The sequence below is a fragment of the Enterococcus sp. DIV1283b genome (genome assembly GCF_051710965.1).
GTDB lineage: Bacteria > Bacillota > Bacilli > Lactobacillales > Enterococcaceae > Enterococcus_B > Enterococcus_B lactis.
In genome coordinates this window covers 2,113,280-2,131,560 of the sequence record NZ_JBIOLR010000001.1, presented here as the reverse complement: position 1 = coordinate 2,131,560, position 18,281 = coordinate 2,113,280, and the positions used below count along the sequence as shown (strand labels likewise).

General features: G+C 39.0%; 20 protein-coding genes, 1 tRNA gene and 1 other annotated feature. Of the genes, 20 read left to right on the top strand and 1 reads right to left on the bottom strand.

The genetic code is table 11. The features are described from left to right. Positions 1-52: 52 nt before the first annotated feature. The 5 genes from IGJ53_RS10490 to IGJ53_RS10470 all read left to right on the top strand — a co-directional run bounded on the left by IGJ53_RS10490 (position 53) and on the right by IGJ53_RS10470 (position 4,037). On the top strand, positions 53-571 hold the full coding sequence (locus IGJ53_RS10490) for a signal peptidase I (RefSeq protein WP_002292363.1): 519 nt from the start codon (positions 53-55) through the stop codon (positions 569-571). 127 nt (positions 572-698) lie between these two features. Continuing rightward, positions 699-1,382 (top strand): O-methyltransferase, encoded by a 684-nt coding sequence (locus tag IGJ53_RS10485; RefSeq protein WP_002292364.1) that lies wholly within the window; start codon positions 699-701, stop codon positions 1,380-1,382. Between the two features lie 313 nt (positions 1,383-1,695). Continuing rightward, positions 1,696-1,769: transfer RNA gene (locus tag IGJ53_RS10480), tRNA-Arg, on the top strand. A gap of 156 nt (positions 1,770-1,925) precedes the next feature. Beyond that, on the top strand, positions 1,926-2,285 hold the full coding sequence (locus IGJ53_RS10475; protein WP_002329013.1) for a DUF1304 domain-containing protein: 360 nt from the start codon (positions 1,926-1,928) through the stop codon (positions 2,283-2,285). A 120-nt stretch (positions 2,286-2,405) separates the two neighbouring features. Continuing rightward, entirely contained in the window at positions 2,406-4,037 is a 1,632-nt protein-coding gene (locus IGJ53_RS10470) for a SulP family inorganic anion transporter (RefSeq protein WP_010733362.1), read from the top strand. A gap of 61 nt (positions 4,038-4,098) precedes the next feature. Here the strand turns inward: IGJ53_RS10470 and IGJ53_RS10465 are convergent, their stop codons facing one another. Then, positions 4,099-4,740 carry a uracil-DNA glycosylase gene (locus IGJ53_RS10465; protein WP_002315417.1) on the bottom strand — a complete coding sequence of 214 codons (642 nt, stop codon included), beginning with the start codon at positions 4,738-4,740 and terminating at the stop codon, positions 4,099-4,101. Positions 4,741-4,929: 189 nt separating this feature from the next. After that, positions 4,930-5,006 (top strand) — a sequence feature (ribosomal protein L21 leader region). 19 nt (positions 5,007-5,025) lie between these two features. Here IGJ53_RS10465 and rplU point away from each other — a divergent pair. From rplU to xseA, 15 genes are all read left to right on the top strand, one after another. After that, the gene (gene rplU / locus IGJ53_RS10460) at positions 5,026-5,334 is read left to right on the top strand and encodes a 50S ribosomal protein L21 (protein WP_259741513.1); all 309 of its coding nucleotides are present in this window, start codon (positions 5,026-5,028) and stop codon (positions 5,332-5,334) included. A 27-nt stretch (positions 5,335-5,361) separates the two neighbouring features. Beyond that, positions 5,362-5,706: a ribosomal-processing cysteine protease Prp gene (locus IGJ53_RS10455; RefSeq protein WP_259741514.1), complete on the top strand. Its 345-nt coding sequence runs from the start codon at positions 5,362-5,364 to the stop codon at positions 5,704-5,706. A 12-nt stretch (positions 5,707-5,718) separates the two neighbouring features. Continuing rightward, positions 5,719-6,012: a 50S ribosomal protein L27 gene (rpmA, locus tag IGJ53_RS10450; RefSeq protein WP_002289452.1), complete on the top strand. Its 294-nt coding sequence runs from the start codon at positions 5,719-5,721 to the stop codon at positions 6,010-6,012. A gap of 434 nt (positions 6,013-6,446) precedes the next feature. Then, positions 6,447-9,254 (top strand): sigma 54-interacting transcriptional regulator, encoded by a 2,808-nt coding sequence (locus tag IGJ53_RS10445; protein ID WP_259741528.1) that lies wholly within the window; start codon positions 6,447-6,449, stop codon positions 9,252-9,254. Between the two features lie 190 nt (positions 9,255-9,444). Beyond that, the gene (locus IGJ53_RS10440; protein WP_002289455.1) at positions 9,445-9,936 is read left to right on the top strand and encodes a mannose/fructose/sorbose PTS transporter subunit IIB; all 492 of its coding nucleotides are present in this window, start codon (positions 9,445-9,447) and stop codon (positions 9,934-9,936) included. 102 nt (positions 9,937-10,038) lie between these two features. Then, the gene (locus IGJ53_RS10435) at positions 10,039-11,028 is read left to right on the top strand and encodes a mannose/fructose/sorbose PTS transporter subunit IIB (protein WP_002289456.1); all 990 of its coding nucleotides are present in this window, start codon (positions 10,039-10,041) and stop codon (positions 11,026-11,028) included. 32 nt (positions 11,029-11,060) lie between these two features. Continuing rightward, complete coding sequence (locus IGJ53_RS10430; protein WP_002294546.1) at positions 11,061-11,864, top strand: PTS mannose/fructose/sorbose transporter subunit IIC; 804 nt, start codon at positions 11,061-11,063, stop codon at positions 11,862-11,864. Between the two features lie 20 nt (positions 11,865-11,884). Continuing rightward, positions 11,885-12,799 carry a PTS system mannose/fructose/sorbose family transporter subunit IID gene (locus tag IGJ53_RS10425; protein WP_002310262.1) on the top strand — a complete coding sequence of 305 codons (915 nt, stop codon included), beginning with the start codon at positions 11,885-11,887 and terminating at the stop codon, positions 12,797-12,799. An 82-nt stretch (positions 12,800-12,881) separates the two neighbouring features. Then, positions 12,882-13,256: a DUF956 family protein gene (locus IGJ53_RS10420; RefSeq protein ID WP_002310263.1), complete on the top strand. Its 375-nt coding sequence runs from the start codon at positions 12,882-12,884 to the stop codon at positions 13,254-13,256. Between the two features lie 138 nt (positions 13,257-13,394). Beyond that, positions 13,395-13,640: a GlsB/YeaQ/YmgE family stress response membrane protein gene (locus IGJ53_RS10415; RefSeq protein ID WP_002291892.1), complete on the top strand. Its 246-nt coding sequence runs from the start codon at positions 13,395-13,397 to the stop codon at positions 13,638-13,640. Positions 13,641-13,811: 171 nt separating this feature from the next. Beyond that, complete coding sequence (locus IGJ53_RS10410) at positions 13,812-14,876, top strand: M24 family metallopeptidase (RefSeq protein WP_438750184.1); 1,065 nt, start codon at positions 13,812-13,814, stop codon at positions 14,874-14,876. A gap of 246 nt (positions 14,877-15,122) precedes the next feature. Beyond that, a complete protein-coding gene (locus tag IGJ53_RS10405) occupies positions 15,123-15,548 on the top strand; it encodes an Asp23/Gls24 family envelope stress response protein (protein WP_002291889.1) in 426 nt (141 codons plus the stop codon). After that, positions 15,541-15,990, top strand: a complete 450-nt coding sequence (gene nusB / locus IGJ53_RS10400; protein WP_002286662.1) for a transcription antitermination factor NusB — start codon at positions 15,541-15,543, stop codon at positions 15,988-15,990. The genes IGJ53_RS10405 and nusB overlap by 8 nt, the downstream gene beginning before the upstream one ends. A gap of 96 nt (positions 15,991-16,086) precedes the next feature. After that, positions 16,087-16,941 carry a bifunctional methylenetetrahydrofolate dehydrogenase/methenyltetrahydrofolate cyclohydrolase gene (locus tag IGJ53_RS10395; protein ID WP_010733365.1) on the top strand — a complete coding sequence of 285 codons (855 nt, stop codon included), beginning with the start codon at positions 16,087-16,089 and terminating at the stop codon, positions 16,939-16,941. Beyond that, on the top strand, positions 16,942-18,279 hold the full coding sequence (gene xseA / locus IGJ53_RS10390) for an exodeoxyribonuclease VII large subunit (RefSeq protein WP_010733366.1): 1,338 nt from the start codon (positions 16,942-16,944) through the stop codon (positions 18,277-18,279). It abuts the gene before it with no gap. Positions 18,280-18,281: the final 2 nt, after the last annotated feature.

Here is an 18,281-nt window from a genome sequence, read left to right as displayed (position 1 = left end):
TATCGTTATTATATGATTAAGAAGGATTGAAGAAAGAAAGGAGTTGAAAACGATGCCTGATTACAAAAAAATAACTTTTGTTAGTTCTGTAACGCTGATTATATTTTTAATACTTATTCTTCTCGTCGTCTTGGTTCCCCGAATTTTTGGATTGACTCCTTATATTATTGAGGATAGAGAAATGAACCCATATTATGCACAAGGAAATCTGATATATGTACGACCAAAAAATACAGATGAGATTTTAGTCGGAGATATTATTACATATTATGAAAATTCAGGGAAAAAAATCTCGACACGTCGCGTAATAGCCATTGAAAACAACTACAACGACTTTTATACAAAAGCTGACACACGGACTTATATCGAGCCTGGAGTAGTAAAAAAGAGAAATATTATCGGTAGTCCAATCTTCCAGATTCCATATATTGGTCTGGTCCTTTCCAAAACAGCATTTGCATGGATCCAGGGATTATTCTTTACGATTGCTTTTTGCTTAACAGGAATCACAGCTTGGAATACTTTTGTAGAGTTGAAGAAGAAGCGGAGACGAACACAGAAATTTTTGTGAGAATGTTGAAAAAGACAAATATATTCAAGAGATACAATTACTCTTCTGAACGAGTGATACGGAAAACACTCATACAGCTTGTAGATTTAGCTAGTTGTTCGTATAATGTGTAAAGAGGAGGAGTAGTATGCGCAATGAAATGATGCATCGTCCTGTAGTCAAAGAAGAACTATTGGACTTTATGCGTACCCAGCAAAAAAAATTACCGGGTGAGCTAGGCAAATTGGAAGAAGAAGCTCATGTAGCAGAAGTACCGGTTATTCCCCACGAAACAGTTGTATTTTTGAAATTTTTACTTGGACAGATTCAGCCTGAACGAATCTTAGAGATCGGTGCAGCTATCGGTTTTTCATCAAGTGTCATGGCGACAACAATCGGAGAAAATGCTCATGTTACGACCATTGATCGTTTCGATGTCATGATTGAGAAAGCGAAAAAAAACTATGAACGTCTAGGATTGACAGATAAAGTAACCTTGCTTGAAGGGCAAGCCGCAGATATTTTGCCTGAGTTGTCTGGTCCATATGACTTTATTTTTATGGATAGTGCAAAATCAAAATATATTGAATTTTTACCTGAATGTTTGCGTTTGTTACGAAAAGGTGGCGTTTTGATGGTGGATGATATCTTCCAAGGTGGGACGATCTTGCTCCCTGATGAAGAGATTCCCCGTGGCAAACGAGCTATCCATCGTAAATTAAATGAATTCCTTCGTGTCGTGATGAACCATCCTGATTTGACATCGACCATCTTGCCATTAGGCGATGGCGTCATCTTAATGACAAAAGAAGCAGAAGAAATCGATTGGTGATACATGATTATGACAATCAGTAAGTGATTGATTAAATCAAGGAATCCATCTAAATTTGATGTGAAAGAGACTGGATTTGTAAAACAACTGAAGAAAATAGTGAATAGATTGAAATAAACAGGAGTAAGCATGAAGACAATGCAGCTCCTGTTTTCGACTGATAACCTTAGAATAGATGGAAGTGAATGTTTCTTTTCAAAGGAGTGATTTGGTAGTTGAATTAAAATAATTGGCTATTTGCTAATTAAATAACTATTTCGTATTGACAGAAGCAATTTAATTATCTATAATTATTGATGTTCCGCTGATTCCTGTCATAGTAGCTCAGCTGGATAGAGCATCCGCCTTCTAAGCGGACGGTCGGGGGTTCGAATCCCTCCTGTGACGCTAAAAAACCGTTAGAAACCTCAGTTTCTAGCGGTTTTTCTTTTGGTTTGTGCCAATATTGTTTGTTTTCAAAGGCAAATAAAATAAAAAAAACATCTTTATCTAGTACAATTATAGGAAGTAAAAAATAAAATCCATCAGAAAGAGGGAGCAAATATGTCAATATTATCAAAAATTTTAGTCACTCTAGTGGCCATCGAATTTTTTTATATCATGTACATCGAAACAGTAAGAACTGATTCCGATACGACAAGCAGAGTTTTTAAAATGAATAAAGAAGAATTAAGCAGAAAATCTGTTCAAACATTATTTAAGAATCAAGGAGTATACAATGGACTATTAGGGGTTGGACTACTTTACGGAGCTTACCTTTCTTCCGCACCTAAAGAAATTACAAGTATGCTGTTGCTATCAATTTTTATTGTTGCATTGTATGGAAGTCTGACTAGCGATCGATGGATTTTACTAAAACAAGGTGGGTTAGCTCTGTTGGCCTTGCTTTCTATTTTCTTCTAAATGTAGAAAAACAAGGATCTATTGGACAGAAAACTTTGTGAAAAATATTACTTTATCTCATGAAATATGCTATTCTAATGAATGGTATTTTAGAAAATTTCATGAAAAGGAGTTAGATAGGTGTTCAAAAATTATGTTTTATCACTAAAAAAAGAATTTTCAGGTTATGATCTTTCAAGATTTCAGAAAGATCTTTTGGCTGGAATCACAGTAGCTGCTGTAGCATTGCCTTTAGCCTTGGCTTTTGGGGTATCAAGCGGAGCCGATGCGTCCGCAGGTTTGATTACGGCTATCATTGCCGGTATCGTTATTGGCGGTTTATCAGGCGGTTTTTATCAAATATCAGGTCCGACAGGCGCAATGGCAGCTATTCTAATGTCCATTGCGGCAACAAAGGGAATGCAAGGTGTGTTGCTTGCTACTTTTTTGGCAGGTCTATTTTTACTTGCAGCAGGACTTTTCCGATTAGGAACACTAACTTCTTTTATCCCAGCACCAGTAATCACAGGATTTACTTCAGGTATTGCTATTATTATTGCATTAGGTCAGATCGATAATTTGTTTGGTGTTCATTCGGAAGGTACAAATGTTATTGAAAAGCTAAGTAGCTATCAAACACTAGGTTTTCCAATAAACATAGCATCTTTGATTATGGGAGGACTAGTCATTTTAGGGATGTTCATCTATCCGAAAAAATGGGCGAAACGAATGCCTAGTTCGCTGTTGGCCATCATTTTAGCAACAGTAGTTACGCTACTGTGTCATTTACCAGTAGCCACTGTTGGTAACATCCCACAAACATTGATCAGCAGTAATCGCTTGGGCTTGGGAGATTTTAGCTTTTCTGCCTTGCAACAAGTAGCAGTTCCGGCTATTAGCATTGCTCTGTTAGGAATGATTGAGAGCTTATTATGTGGTGCTTCTGCTGGTCGAATGGCAAATAAATCATTAGACAGTAACCAAGAATTAGTGGCACAAGGGGTTGGAAATCTATTGCTTCCTTTTTTTGGCGGGATTCCTGCTACTGCAGCCATTGCTCGTACAAGTGTGGCCATCAAATCTGGCGCACAAACCAGATTAGCTGGCATGATCCATGCAGTTGTCTTGTTGCTCTCCATGCTTGTTTTTGCGCCAGTGATGTCACAGATTCCGATGCCGGCACTTGCAGGCGTTTTGATCGTGACGGCTTGGCGTATGAATGAATGGACAACGATTAAGGAGCTATTTGTTCATAAATATTGGTCAGCTATTCTATTGTTTGTTCTTACAATGATTTGTACAGTCATCTTTGATTTAAGTATTGCTATTGTAATTGGGATTATCGGCGGTTGTGTATTTTTTGTTGTAAAAAGTGCGGCTATCACGATTTCATTAGAAACAATCGATTGGCAAAGAATGGGGCTGCCAGAAACGGAAAAGCTGAATAATTGGACAGTAGTGTACATTAGCGGTCCGCTGTTTTTCATGTCTTCAGAGAAACTAAAAAATAAATTGGAAGAACTAAACCATCACGACGGTGTCATCTTCTCCATGCGTGGGGTACCAAGTATTGATTTGACGGCACGTGCAGTTTTTGATGAATTTCAAGAAAAAGCAGAACAGAGAGGACAAACGATTATTTATACTTCCTTGCAGCCGGAAGTAGAAAAACAGCTTTCTCACTTATGGGAATATACATCCACACATCAACATCAAACAGTTGCTCATGCGTTGACAGCATTGCATGCAAAATATACTGCAATGAGCCATTAAAACAATGAAAAAGAACAGACAAGACTGTAAACTAAAAATTTCACCGTCTTGTCTGTTCTTTTTAATCTTGTTGTAAAAGTGAAGCTAGTACTTGCCAATCTTGATGGATAACAGGTACAAGGGAACGATTGTAGAAAATAGCTGCTGGATGAAAAAGTGGAAGGATACGGTAGTTTTTTTCTGACCATTCGTAGGCATCTTTTTGTTCTGTTAGCTGTAAGACGGGACCTGTATAGAGTTGACCATGGTTTTTGGTAACTGTATATTCTTTACCAAGTAATCGTTGCAGGCCAATATTTCCAAGTGTCGCAATTAATTTTGGCTGGACTTCCATCAGTTCGTAATCCAGTATCGGTGCGTGTGCAAATACTTCGGATCGAGTAGGTGTCCGATTTGGATAAACAGTTTCTGTCTGTTGTGTCCGTTTATTGATCCGATGAGTCACGCGATACGGGCGACTCCGTACAGCACTGGTGATATAAACCTCTTCTCGTGTTAAACCAGTGGAAGAAAGTGCCTGCATCAATTCTTTTCCAGCTTGTCCGCTAAAAGGGATGTGTGTATCAATCTCTGTTTTCCCTGGGGCTTCTCCTACAAGCATTAATTTAGGATGAAGAGGTCCTTGCCCAGCGACAAACCCTTCTACAGGACGGCCGTTCATCCTTAAAGAAGCCTCTTGTATCAATTCTGTTGGGTATTCCATTTGTGCTCCTCCTTTTTCTTTTATTATAAGAAGAAAAGAAACGCAATGCGACTATTTTATTTGGCAGAAACGAAGAGGAAAGAAAAGCAGGAGCACGATTGTTTAAATCTTTATTTCATTTTTTGACTTTAAATTTAGTTGACGAACAGCGGCTATTCTGGTAAGCTAGTACTGTTGTAATTGTGGACTCCACAGCTACAACCGCTCAGAACAAGTAATAAGCACAGCAGATGCTGTCACTTCGGATGGCGAGTCTAAGTATATCAGAAGGAGGTGCTTTATAGCATGTACGCAATTATTAAAACTGGTGGTAAACAAGTAAAAGTTGAAGTTGGACAAGCAATCTATGTTGAAAAACTTGACGTTGAAGCAGGAGAAAAAGTTGTTTTTGACGAAGTTATCTTAGTAGGTGGCGAATCTACAAAAGTAGGCGCTCCAACTGTTGCAGGTGCAACTGTTGAAGGTACTGTTGAAAAACACGGCAAACAAAAGAAAGTCGTTACTTTCAAATACAAACCTAAAAAACATTCACACCGCAAACAAGGTCATCGTCAACCATATACAAAAGTGGTTGTCGACGCGATCAACGCTTAATCAGCGTTTGAGAAAGAAGGCCTATATATGATCAAAGGAACATTTAAGCGAAATGACGCAGGTCAGATCGTTTCATTCACTTTGACCGGGCATGCTGATGCTGGTCCTTATGGAAGTGATATTGTTTGTGCAGGTGTTTCTGCGTTAGCAATCAACACTGTCAACGGGATTGCCTCATTAGCCGGTTTTGAACCGATTGTTGAAATGAATGAAGAAGAAGGCGGTTATCTTTATACCGAAGTCACTTCAGGAATGACACAAGAACAAAACAATATTGCTGAGATTCTATTAGAAAATCTTTTATTAGGTTTACAATCAATAGAAGCTGAAAACTCAGAATATATCCAAATTAAAACAATCAATGATAAATAGGAGGTGCAGACCATGTTGTTATCTATGAATCTACAATTATTTGCCCACAAAAAAGGTGGCGGTTCTACATCTAACGGCCGTGACTCAGAATCAAAACGTCTAGGTGCTAAACGCGCTGATGGACAAACAGTTACAGGTGGATCAATTCTTTACCGTCAACGCGGTACAAAAATCTATCCAGGTGTAAACGTGGGTATCGGTGGAGACGACACTTTATTTGCAAAAGTTGATGGCGTAGTACGTTTCGAACGTAAAGGCCGTAACAAAAAACAAGTGTCTGTTTATCCAGTAGCTCAAGAAGCTTAATTGAATCTTGCGATTAAAGAGGTTGTGACAAGACTTTTGTCACAGCCTCTTTTTTGTTTATAAAAATAAAAGTTGTAATGAAGGATGCGAAGGTTATCATGTCTTTTTACGCTTAATATTTTTTGGCCATCTTGTAATCAGGATGTTTTGATAACTATTGTTTTTATTGATGAAAGCGTTATTGTCTACTATCAGGAGCATCATTGTAGGATAAATAGTGTTCTTTTTCTTGTTTCCGATATAAAAATGGAATTGATATTTTGTGTTCTTTTATCTTCATTACGCTTGTCCCTTCGCTTGTTGTCAACAAAACAAAATCAGGTAAATAGTTGACGAAACGGAAATAAATACATAGTATTATGTTTTGAAGCCTAAGAACAACAGTCTATAGAAAAGGAGCGATACCATTGGCAAAACGCATGGACCGAATTTATATGTATGTCAAAGAAAAAACCGCTCATTTAACAAAGGCAGAATATGACCAAGGAGTAACGACACAAGAAATTGCTGAAGTGTTAGGAATCCAACGAACGAATAGCAGTAAGGATCTGAATCAGCTAGTGCGCGAAGGAAAATTGATAAAGACAGATGGACGACCAGTACGTTACATATATCAAACACTCGCTACGCACGTAAAGCCAGCTACAAAACATGTGGTCAGTTACAAAGAAACGCCGATCTCTGAAGAAAAAAACACGCTCCAGATAGATACTAAGGATATCTTTGCAAAAATCATTGGAGCTAATGGTAGCATGAAAAACTCGGTGGAACAGGCAAAAGCTGCGATCTTGTATCCGCCAAGAGGATTAAATTGCTTGATTACAGGACCTACCGGATCAGGAAAGACTTATTTTGCGCACGCGATGTATCACTTTGCCAAAGCACATCATGTAATAGATGAGGAAACGGAACTGATTGTTTTCAATTGTGCTGATTACGCGAATAACCCTGAGCTTTTGATGAGCCATTTATTTGGGTATGCAAAAGGAGCCTTTACAGGTGCAGATGAAGAAAAAATGGGAATTATCGATCAAGCGGATGGTGGTATGCTATTTCTGGATGAAATTCACCGATTGCCTCCAGAAGGTCAAGAAATGATCTTTTACTTTATGGATCACGGGACTTACAGTCGACTTGGAGAAACAACGAAATCCCATGAAGCAAATGTACGAATCGTAGGTGCGACCACAGAAGATCCAGGCTCTTCTCTATTGGAAACTTTTGTTCGGCGTATCCCAATTAATATCAAACTTCCGGCTTTTGAAAAACGTCCTGCAAATGAGAAAGTCGATTTAGTAAAAATTATGATTGCCCACGAAGCGAACCGCACGCAACGAAAGATCTCTTTGACAGAAGATGTAGCAAAAGCACTGATTGGCAGTGTGACTTATGGGAATATAGGTCAATTGAAGTCGAATATCCAATTAGTATGCGCACGAGGATTTCTAAATCATATGCAATCTCCCGAAATATCGATTACGATTGATGATTTGACAGAAGGGATTCGTAGTGGATTGATTCAATTAGCAAGCAACCGCAGTGCAATGGCAGAGCTTTCTAAAATATTGGAGCCAAAGATAACTGTAGCACCAAACGATACGATCATGAAAATCCAATCAGACTCCTATGAATTACCTTATAATCTATATGATATCATCGGAGATAAAGCAGCTTTGCTGAAGTCGGATGGGTTGGACCAAGAAGCAATCAATCACTTTATTTCTACAGATATCAACATCCACCTGAAGTCTTTTTATAAAGACCATGGGTTTTCTTTTAATGCAGATAGCAAATTAGCAGAATTTGTAGATCCAAAAATCATAGAAGTGACCAATCAGATTTATGTAATGGTCAAAAGATCTTTACCATATGAGTTTCAGCAAAACTTTATTTATGCTATGAGCTTGCATATCAGTTCGTTTTTGAAAAAGATCAATTTAGGAGAAGAACGGCATACGAATGATAATATCCGTGAGATGGCATTTGATTTTCCAGATGAATATGCTGTTGCGAAAGAAGTGCGTAGTTATATAGAAACGTATTTTCAAGTGGATATTCCAGAAAGTGAAGACTACTACTTGACTGTTCTACTCGTCTCGTTACGGGCGAACCAAGCAAGCGGCAGAATCGGTGTAGTCGTTGCGGCTCACGGAAACAGTACAGCAAGCAGTATGGTTCAGGTTGTCCAACAGCTGTTAGATGCAGAGAACGTACGAGCAGTAGACATGCCGTTGGATATGGATCCAAAAACAGCTTTAGACCGAATTGAACGCAATGTACAAGAAGTAGATGAAGGAAGCGGGGTCATACTATTAGTGGATATGGGGTCCCTCGCCTCATTTAATTCACAAATTCAGCGAGACACTGGGATACCTGTACGTACCGTTGACATGGTAACGACTTCTCTAGTTTTGGAAACCGTACGAAAGGTCTCTGTATTAGGGACAGATTTAGATATGTTGCATGAATCGTTGAAGAATTTTCGAGGTTACGCAGAAATATCTTCTGTAGAACCTGTCCAGGAAACAAAACCTATCCATAAGAAAAAAGCTGTTTTGGCTATTTGTGCATCTGGCGAAGGTACAGCACAAAGAATCAAAGAATTGATCGAACGAGCGGTAAATAAGCGTCAAGAAACAGAATTAGAAGTTCTAGCTTTGTCGATTGTGGAAGTGAAAGAAGAATTGCCAGTCATCCAAAAAGAATATCAGATCATAGCAACTACTGGAATTACTGATTTGAATATCCAAGCACCATTTATTCCTTTAGAGCGCTTCATTGATCAAAATATCGAAGTCATTTTGGATCAGTTGCTTATGGAATCAGAAATGGAAGAAACTGAATTCGTCTCGCTAGATGAAGAGACAGCTAAAAAAACATGTGTTGAGTTTATCTCTGAGAACTTCATCTTTATCAATGGTAGTAAACTAATCGATCCAATGTGGCAATTTTCTACACAAATCTCTCAGACGATGGGAATTGGCAATGAAGAATATGGCTTTAAGATCAACTTGGTGATGCACACAGCAGGAATGATCGAACGGATTATTCGAAATGAAACATTGACGGTGGAAGAAAACGAATTGACGAACACAACGAGTGATCCTCTTTATAATCAATTAACAGCCTCGGTTGTCCTGCTAGAAGATAAGATAAAAGTAAAAGTGCCAATAGAAGAAATGTATTATCTGCTAAGTCTAGTGCATAATCAGCTAGATAAAAAAGAATACACTATGCCGTAAATACACAAAAACGATACACTTTTATAGTGTATCGTTTTTGTGTATTGGTTAAGAATCCTTTAAATTCAATTAGTGTATCGCAAAAAAGTTGGCACGCTTTTTGCTTATAGTAGTGTGTGCTAGGAGGTGGTTGTTCACACAGAAATGATAGGGGTTTCTGTGAAGTAGTGAGGAAGAAGGAGTTTTGCAGATGGATATTCGATTGGCACGTATAGATGATCGTTTAATCCACGGGCAAGTCGCAACAGTTTGGTCGAAGCAAACAGGTGTTGAACGTATCATTGTGATCAGCGATGTAGTTGCTCAAGATAAATTGAGAAAGTTTCTATTAAAAGAAGCTGCACCGCCGGGAATCACAGCAAATGTAATAACCGTGCAGAAAATGATTCAAATCTATCATAGTGGACTATTATCACGAGCGAAAGTGATGCTTTTATTCACCAATCCCCAAGATGTTGAAGCGGTTGTCCGCTGCGGTGTACAGTTGAAGTCGTTGAATATCGGCGGTATGAGTTTTACTGAAGGCAAATCAATGATTACCAATTTTGTTTCAGTAAATCAACAAGATATTGATTCCTTTCGTTACTTGAACAGTCAAGAAGTGGAGTTAGAGATTCGAAAAGTACCTGCTGACAGGAAAATCCTTTTGATGGAACTACTAGCGAAAATCAAAAAGGTGTAACAAAAATGGTTGTTGGAAAAGGTCAAATAATTCTGTTGTAATGGTTAGCAATTATTAATATTTTTGAATTTGTTACAACAAAAGTAAATAGGAGGTATAAATATGGTAGGGATTATCCTAGCAAGTCATGGACAATTTGCTGAAGGAATCTTACAATCCGGTTCAATGATCTTTGGCGAACAAGAAAACGTCAAAGCCGTGATTTTGAAACCAAGTGAAGGTCCAGATGACTTGAGAGCCAAATTGGAAGAAGCGGTTGCTTCTTTTGATAATCAAGACGAAGTGTTATTCTTAGTTGATTTATGGGGCGGAACACCGTTCAATCAATCAAACACATTATTCGAAGAGCACAAAGATAAATGGGCAATCGTCAGCGGTTTGAATTTGCCAATGTTGATTGAAGCCTATGCATCACGATTTTCAATGGAATCTGCTCATGAAATTGCAGCGCATATCATTGAAACAGCAAAAGATGGTGTAAAAGTGAAACCGGAAGAATTAGAACCGGCAGAAGCACCGAAAGCAGCAGTTGAAGACGCACAACCTAAAGGAGCACTTCCAGAAGGAACTGTGGTCGGAGACGGGAAAATCAAATATGTATTAGCTCGTGTTGACTCACGTCTGTTACATGGACAAGTTGCGACAGCTTGGACAAAAGCAGTGCAACCAAACCGTATTATCGTTGTTTCAGATGCAGTATCAAAGGATGATCTGCGTAAGAGACTAATCGAACAAGCTGCTCCTCCAGGTGTAAAAGCAAATGTTATTCCTATTAGCAAAATGATCGAAGTCGCAAAAGACCCTCGTTTTGGAAATACCAAAGCATTGCTTTTATTTGAAAATCCTGAAGACGTATTGACAGCTGTTGAAGGTGGCGTGGACATCAAAGAATTAAATGTTGGGTCAATGGCGCATTCAGTTGGTAAAGTCGTTGTAAGTAAAGTATTGTCTATGGGACAAGAAGATGTTGAAGCGTTTGAGAAGCTTGAACAAAAAGGTGTGAAATTCGATGTACGTAAAGTACCTAATGATTCACGCGATAACATGGATGACATTTTGAAAAAAGCAAAAGCTGAATTAGCAAAAGCGTAATAAATAATATTAAAATTTATAGGAGGCTTATCATGTCTATTATTTCAATAATTTTAGTCGTATTAGTTGCCTTTCTAGCTGGTATGGAAGGTATTCTTGATGAATTTCAATTTCATCAACCACTAGTGGCATGTACATTGATCGGTTTAGTTACCGGTAACCTCGAAGCTGGTATCGTACTTGGCGGTACGCTTCAAATGATCGCTTTAGGTTGGGCAAATATCGGTGCCGCTGTAGCACCAGATGCTGCATTAGCATCAGTAGCATCAGCAATTATTTTAGTTTTAGGTGGACAAGGTGTTAAAGGTGTTCCTTCTGCGATCGCGATTGCCGTTCCTTTGGCTGTTGCAGGGTTGTTCTTAACAATGATCGTACGTACAATCGCTGTTCCAATCGTTCATTTGATGGATGCGGCTGCTGAAGAAGGAAACATCCGTAAGGTTGAAATGTGGCACATCATTGCTGTATGTTTACAAGGGGTTCGTATCGCGGTCCCAGCAGCAGCATTGCTATTTATCCCAGCACAAACTGTGCAATCATTCCTTGAATCAATGCCAGCATGGTTAACAGATGGTATGGCTATCGGTGGGGGAATGGTCGTAGCTGTAGGTTACGCTTTGGTAATCAACATGATGGCTACAAAAGAAGTATGGCCATTCTTCGTTATCGGTTTCGTTGTAGCTGCAATTTCTCAATTAACATTGATTGCTCTAGGTGCTTTAGGTGTTGCATTAGCTCTTATTTACTTGAACCTTTCTAAAATGGGTGGTTCATCAAATAATGGAGGCGGAAGCAACTCTGGTGACCCTTTAGGCGACATTTTGAATGACTATTAATCTTGAAGGAGGAAAATAAAATGGCAGAAGAAAAAATCAAATTATCAAAAAAAGATCGTTTAGCTGTTGCATGGCGCTCTACCTTCATTCAAGGTTCATGGAACTACGAACGTATGCAAAACGGTGGCTGGGCATTTTCTATGATTCCAGCAATCAAAAAATTATACAAAACAAAAGAAGAACGTTCTGCAGCATTGAAACGTCACTTGGAATTCTTTAATACACACCCATACATTGCTTCTCCAATTTTAGGGGTTACATTGGCACTGGAAGAAGAACGTGCGAATGGCGCACCTGTGGATGATGTAGCGATTCAAGGGGTTAAAGTAGGTATGATGGGTCCTTTAGCTGGTGTTGGTGACCCAGTGTTCTGGTTTACAGTACGTCCAATGCTAGGTGCACTAGGTGCTTCATTAGCTATGGGAGGAAATATCCTTGGACCAATCATCTTCTTCTTAGGTTGGAACATTATTCGTTGGGCATTCATGTGGTATACACAAGAATTCGGCTACAGAGCTGGTTCTAAAATTACGGATGACCTTTCTGGCGGATTATTACAAGACGTAACAAAAGGTGCTTCTATTTTAGGGATGTTCGTATTAGCTGCCTTGGTACAAAGATGGGTATCAATCAAATTCTTACCAGTTGTATCAACTGTAAAATTAGATAAAGGTGCTTACATCGAATGGGATAAATTACCTTCAGGTGGTGAAGGAATCAAGAGTGCATTTGAACAAGTTAATAATGGCTTAGCCCTTTCTCCTGAAAAGGTAACAACGTTACAAGACAACTTAGACCAATTGATTCCTGGTTTAGCTGCATTAGGATTAACATTGTTCTGTATGTGGTTGCTTAAGAAAAAAGTTTCTCCAATCGTTATTATCCTTGGCTTATTCGTAGTCGGTGTTGTAGGACACGTCATCGGACTTTTATAATCCATAAAAATATAGCTCGGGCGTTGTCCCGAGCTTTTTTTATATAGTATACTGTGAATAAACAGATATTTGGAGGGAGAAAATGGTTCAATCAATCAATACAAAAGTAGACTTAGTAATTGACGCTACTTCATTTACGGGGCTGACAGATTACGGACAAATCATGATAGGCGATAATGGCTTTGAATTTTACCATGCGCGAGACAAACGCAAATATATCCAAATTCCATGGGAAGAAGTGGATTATGTACTAGCATCGGTCATGCTAAAAGGAAAATGGATTCCTCGATATGCCATTCAAACGAAAAAAAATGGTACATACACATTTTCTTCCAAAGAACCTAAAAAAGTACTTCGTGCGATCAGAGAATATGTAGATGAAGATAGAATGGTACAATCATTGAGTTTCTTTGATGTAGTGAAACGTGGTATCCGTAGCATGTTTAAACGCAAATAAAAAATAAAGAAAACTTCTAAGGGGAGGTTTTCTTTATTTTTTTACTTTGCAGAAGAAAACATGAAATAGCAGAACCAATTATTTGTCCCCTTTAAATCCCTTATGCTAAAATTGATTAGCAAAGAAGGAGGTTATATTATGAGTTGGTTATGGACATTGATTGTTGGAGCTGTGATCGGAGCGATTGCAGGTGCAATCACCAGCAAAGGAAATTCGATGGGCTGTATCACGAATATCATTGCTGGATTAGTTGGTTCAAGTATTGGACAAGCGATTTTCGGCGAATGGGGACCAAAAGCTGCAGGTATGGCACTTATTCCATCTATTTTAGGCGCAGTGATTTTGGTAGCAGTTGTCTCGTTTTTCTTTGGAAAACGGTCATAAGTTTTTATAAAATAGTAAAGCTAAAGGAGTTGCGGCGAAACCGTGACTCCTTTTTGGCTTTCTTTCTTTAAAAGAAAAAGAAGTTTTCCGGAAATTTTTATTTAACTGTCGTGTACGAAGAAAAGTTTGCTATAATAGAAAAAAGCGTGCAAAGAAAGAGGGAGTTTCATTATGATGCTACGTGTAGAAAAATTGCGAAAAAAAATGCAAGAAGAAAATTTGGATTCATTTTTGGTTACCAGTCCGTACAATCTTCGTTACTTAACGAACTTTACAGGTACGACAGGATTAGCTGTTATTACTTTGGAAAAAGCATTTTTTATTACTGATTTTCGTTATACCGAGCAGGCGGCAGCGCAGGCTCAAGGGTTTGAAATTATTAAAAATGTCGGACCTATTTTTGATGAGGTAGCAAACTTAGTACGCAAAGAAGAACTGCACTCATTAGCTTTTGAGGAAACAACAGTCTCATTTTTAGAATATTCGGTTTTAGAAGAAATCATCGATGCGGAATTAGTACCTGTTTCACAGATGATTGAAGAACTCAGAGAAGTGAAAGATGAAGAAGAAATCGCCATTATCGAAAAAGCATGTAACATTGCGGATATGGCTTATAATCACATCCTGAAAATGATCCAACCGGGCATGACTGAGATTGAAGTCGCAAATCAACTAGACTTTTATATGCGTTCTCTTGGCGCTTCAGGTGTTTCTTTTGATACGATCGTTGCTAGCGGATTGCGTTCGGCTATGCCGCATGGTGTAGCAAGCAAGAAACTCATCGAACAAGGTGACTTGATCACGTTGGATTTTGGCTGCTATTACGAAGGGTATGTTTCTGATATGACACGTACATTCGCTATTGGTGATCCTGGAGAAAAATTAAAAGAAATTTATCAAGTAGTTCTAGACGCGCAATTAGCGGTTATTGATGCTGCGAAACCAGGAATGACTGGTGTCCAATTAGACGCAGTTGCTAGAGATTATATTTCAAAACATGGTTACGGTGAAGCATTTGGACATTCTACAGGACATGGGATCGGTCTAGAGATCCACGAAGGACCGAATGTTTCTTCTCGTGCGGAAAAGCAATTTGTACCAGGAAATGTAATTACTGACGAGCCAGGGATCTACTTACCAGGAATCGGTGGGGTACGTATTGAGGACGATTTGCTGATCACAGAAGATGGCAATCGTGTATTGACTCGTTCACCAAAAGAATTGATTATCTTATAGTCTCGTCCATAAAAGAAGTAAGCGTAAAAATCAGTGTTCACAGACTTTGTTATAGAAAATCGCTTGATTTAATGATACACTATAGAAGAACTTTTAAGCTGTAAGAGATAATAAAGTTGGATATTTTCTCCAATTCATAGCAATTTGCAGCTGATCGGCGGCAGTTTTTTTACCAAATGATCATTATAGCCGCATCATAGAGAATTCGGATGTATCTCGTGCTTAGGCAAAGGGAGGAATAAATAAATGGCAGATGAAAAAAATTTGATTTTAAACGCAAACCAAGATTTGGGAGAGATCGTGATTGCTCCTGAAGTCATCGAAGTAATCATCGGGATTGCTGCTTCTAAAGTAGAAGGCGTATACGGAATGCGCGGAACTTTTGCCAGCAATGTCACTGAATTATTAGGACGAGCAGCTCACGGAAAAGGTGTTTACTTGGCAAATGAGGAAGATGGCTTGAAAGTAGATCTTTACTGCTACCTGGAATATGGTGTTTCAGTTCCTAAAGTTGCAATGGAAATGCAAGAACGGGTTAGCCAGCAAGTCCTTTTCATGACAGATATCGATCTAGCTGAAGTCAATATCCATGTAGTAGCTGTTGTTCCTGAAAAATTAGAACAACCAACAATCGAAGAACTTTTTGAAGACGAAGAGGAAGAGAATGAATAAAGAACTATCAAGACACGAGATTCGGGAGATGGCATTGCAGGCTTTATTTCCGTTAGACTTCAATGCAGACCTAACAAAAGAAGATGCGATTTTCAACGCAATCGAATTAGACCACCGCGACATGATCAATGAAGATGAATCAGAGTTTGTTCCTGTTTATCTTGATACGCTAGTTGGCGGTGTCTGTGCAAAAAAAGATGAATTGGATAAAGTGATCGAAAAACATTTGAAAAACAATTGGCATATCAATCGAATCTCAAAAATGGATTTGGTGATCTTGCGTATCGCGATTTTTGAAATGACTTATGTGACAGATGTACCAGCGGCTGTTGCTTTAAATGAAGCAATTGAGTTGGCAAAAACATTTAGTGATGACCGTTCGCGTAAATTCGTCAACGGTGTCTTATCCAATGTATTAAAAGAATTAGAAGCTGGGGCGTAAGTCCTAGCTTTTTTCTGTGAATCATCATAAACCTGTTATAAATCGGGAAAATTCTATGGTAGAATGAAAACACAAAAAATATCTGGGAGTGGTTAGATGGCAGAATTGATTAACGGAAAAGAATTAGCTGAAAAAATGCAGGCAGAGATTGCTGAAAAAATCCAAAAATTGAAAGATAATGGTATCCATCCCGGATTAGTTGTTTTATTGGTAGGGGAAAATCCAGCCAGTCAAATCTATGTAAGAAATAAAGAACGCGTAGCAAAAGAAATCGGAATCCATTCATCAGTAGAGCGTTATCCTGAGACGATTTCTGAAGACGAACTACTTGCAGAAATCGAAAAATACAATCAAGATCCTAGATTTCATGGTATATTGGTCCAATTACCATTGCCAAAGCATATAGATGAAGAAAAGATCCTGTTAGCTATCCGTCCTGAAAAAGACGTAGATGGCTTTCATCCAATGAATTTAGGCAGACTCCTTGCGGGTAAACCGGACAAGATTCCTTGTACTCCATACGGCATCATGAAAATGTTTGAAGCTTATTCTATCGATCCGGCGGGTAAACGAGCAGTAGTTATCGGACGAAGCAATATCGTCGGTAAACCGATGGCTCAGCTACTCTTGATGGCAGATGCAACTGTTACTGTTGCTCATTCTAAAACCGAAAATCTGGCTGAACTGGCACAAGAAGCAGATATTTTAGTCGTAGCAATAGGACGTGGACATTTTGTCACAAAAGAATTTGTAAAACCAGGTGCTGTAGTGATCGATGTAGGGATGAACCGTGATGCTAACGGTAAGCTGATCGGTGATGTGAAATTTGATGAAGTGGAGCCTATTGCAGGCTGGATCACTCCTGTGCCAAAGGGTGTAGGGCCAATGACTATCACGATGCTGATGTATCAAACCGTAAAATCTGCCGAAGCTTTTGGAGCAGGTGAATAAATGGCACAAGAATATTTAACTGTCACTACATTAACGAGGTATTTGAAACGTAAATTTGATGCCGATCCTTATTTAGAACGAGTATATTTAACAGGCGAAATATCGAATTTCCGTTTACGCGCCAATGCCCATCAATATTTCAGCTTAAAAGATGATCATGCAAAAATATCTGCTATTATGTTCAAAGGTGCATTCCAAAAATTACGATTCCAGCCAAAAGAAGGAATGAAAGTCCTTGTTGTTGGGCGTATTTCACTCTATGAAGCGGGAGGTTCGTATCAAATCTATGTAGAGCACATGGAGCCTGATGGAATAGGTGCTTTATATCAAGAATTGGAAGAACGAAAAGAAAAGCTGATGAAGGAAGGCCTTTTTCAAGGTCCTAAAAAAATGTTGCCACGTTTCCCAAAGCGAATCGCGATCCTTACCAGTCCAAGCGGAGCGGTTATCCGCGATATCATCACGACGGTGAAAAGAAGGTATCCAATTGTCCAATTGGTTTTGTTCCCAACCGTTGTACAAGGGAATCAAGCAGCGGACAATGTTGTCAAGAATATCCGACGAGTAGAAGAGATAGGTGATTTCGATACAATGATCATTGGTCGTGGAGGCGGATCGATTGAGGATTTGTGGCCGTTTAATGAAGAACGGGTTGCCCGAGCGATTTATCAAGCCAATACGCCGGTGATTTCATCTGTGGGACATGAAACAGATACCACGATCGCTGATTTAGTAGCAGATGTTCGGGCTGCTACTCCAACAGCAGCTGCAGAATTAGCTGTTCCTGTTTTGTCAGAAGAGTTGATGCGCATTCAAGAACGGCAAGCTAGATTGCAGCAGGCGTTTGTACGCCAGATCCAGCGTAAACAAGAACGGTTCGAGCGTGCTCGACGTTCCTATGTCTTTCGGCAGCCTGAAAGATTGTATGAAGGTCAGACCATCAAATTAGATCAATTGAAACAGCGATTATATCAAGCTACACAGCAGATTTATCATGCAAAAGAAAAGCAAACGATCGCGTTAAGCCACCAATTGGAACAAGTGGCTCCGCTTTATCGAGTCAAAGCAGCTCGCCAAGAAACTGCTTATCTAGAAAAACGTTTAGAAGAGAAAATCCAACAATATATGAAACAACAGCAGCAGCGTTTTGCTCAAGCTGTTCAATCTCTTGATTTGTTGAGTCCATTGAAAATCATGGGAAGAGGCTACAGCTATACGACGTTAAATGATCAAGTAGTAAAAAGTGTCTCCGAGATTCATCAAGGGGATTTGCTGACGATCCATTATCAAGATGGAATCGTTAAAGGACAAGTACAAGAGATAGACAAAGGAGAATAAAA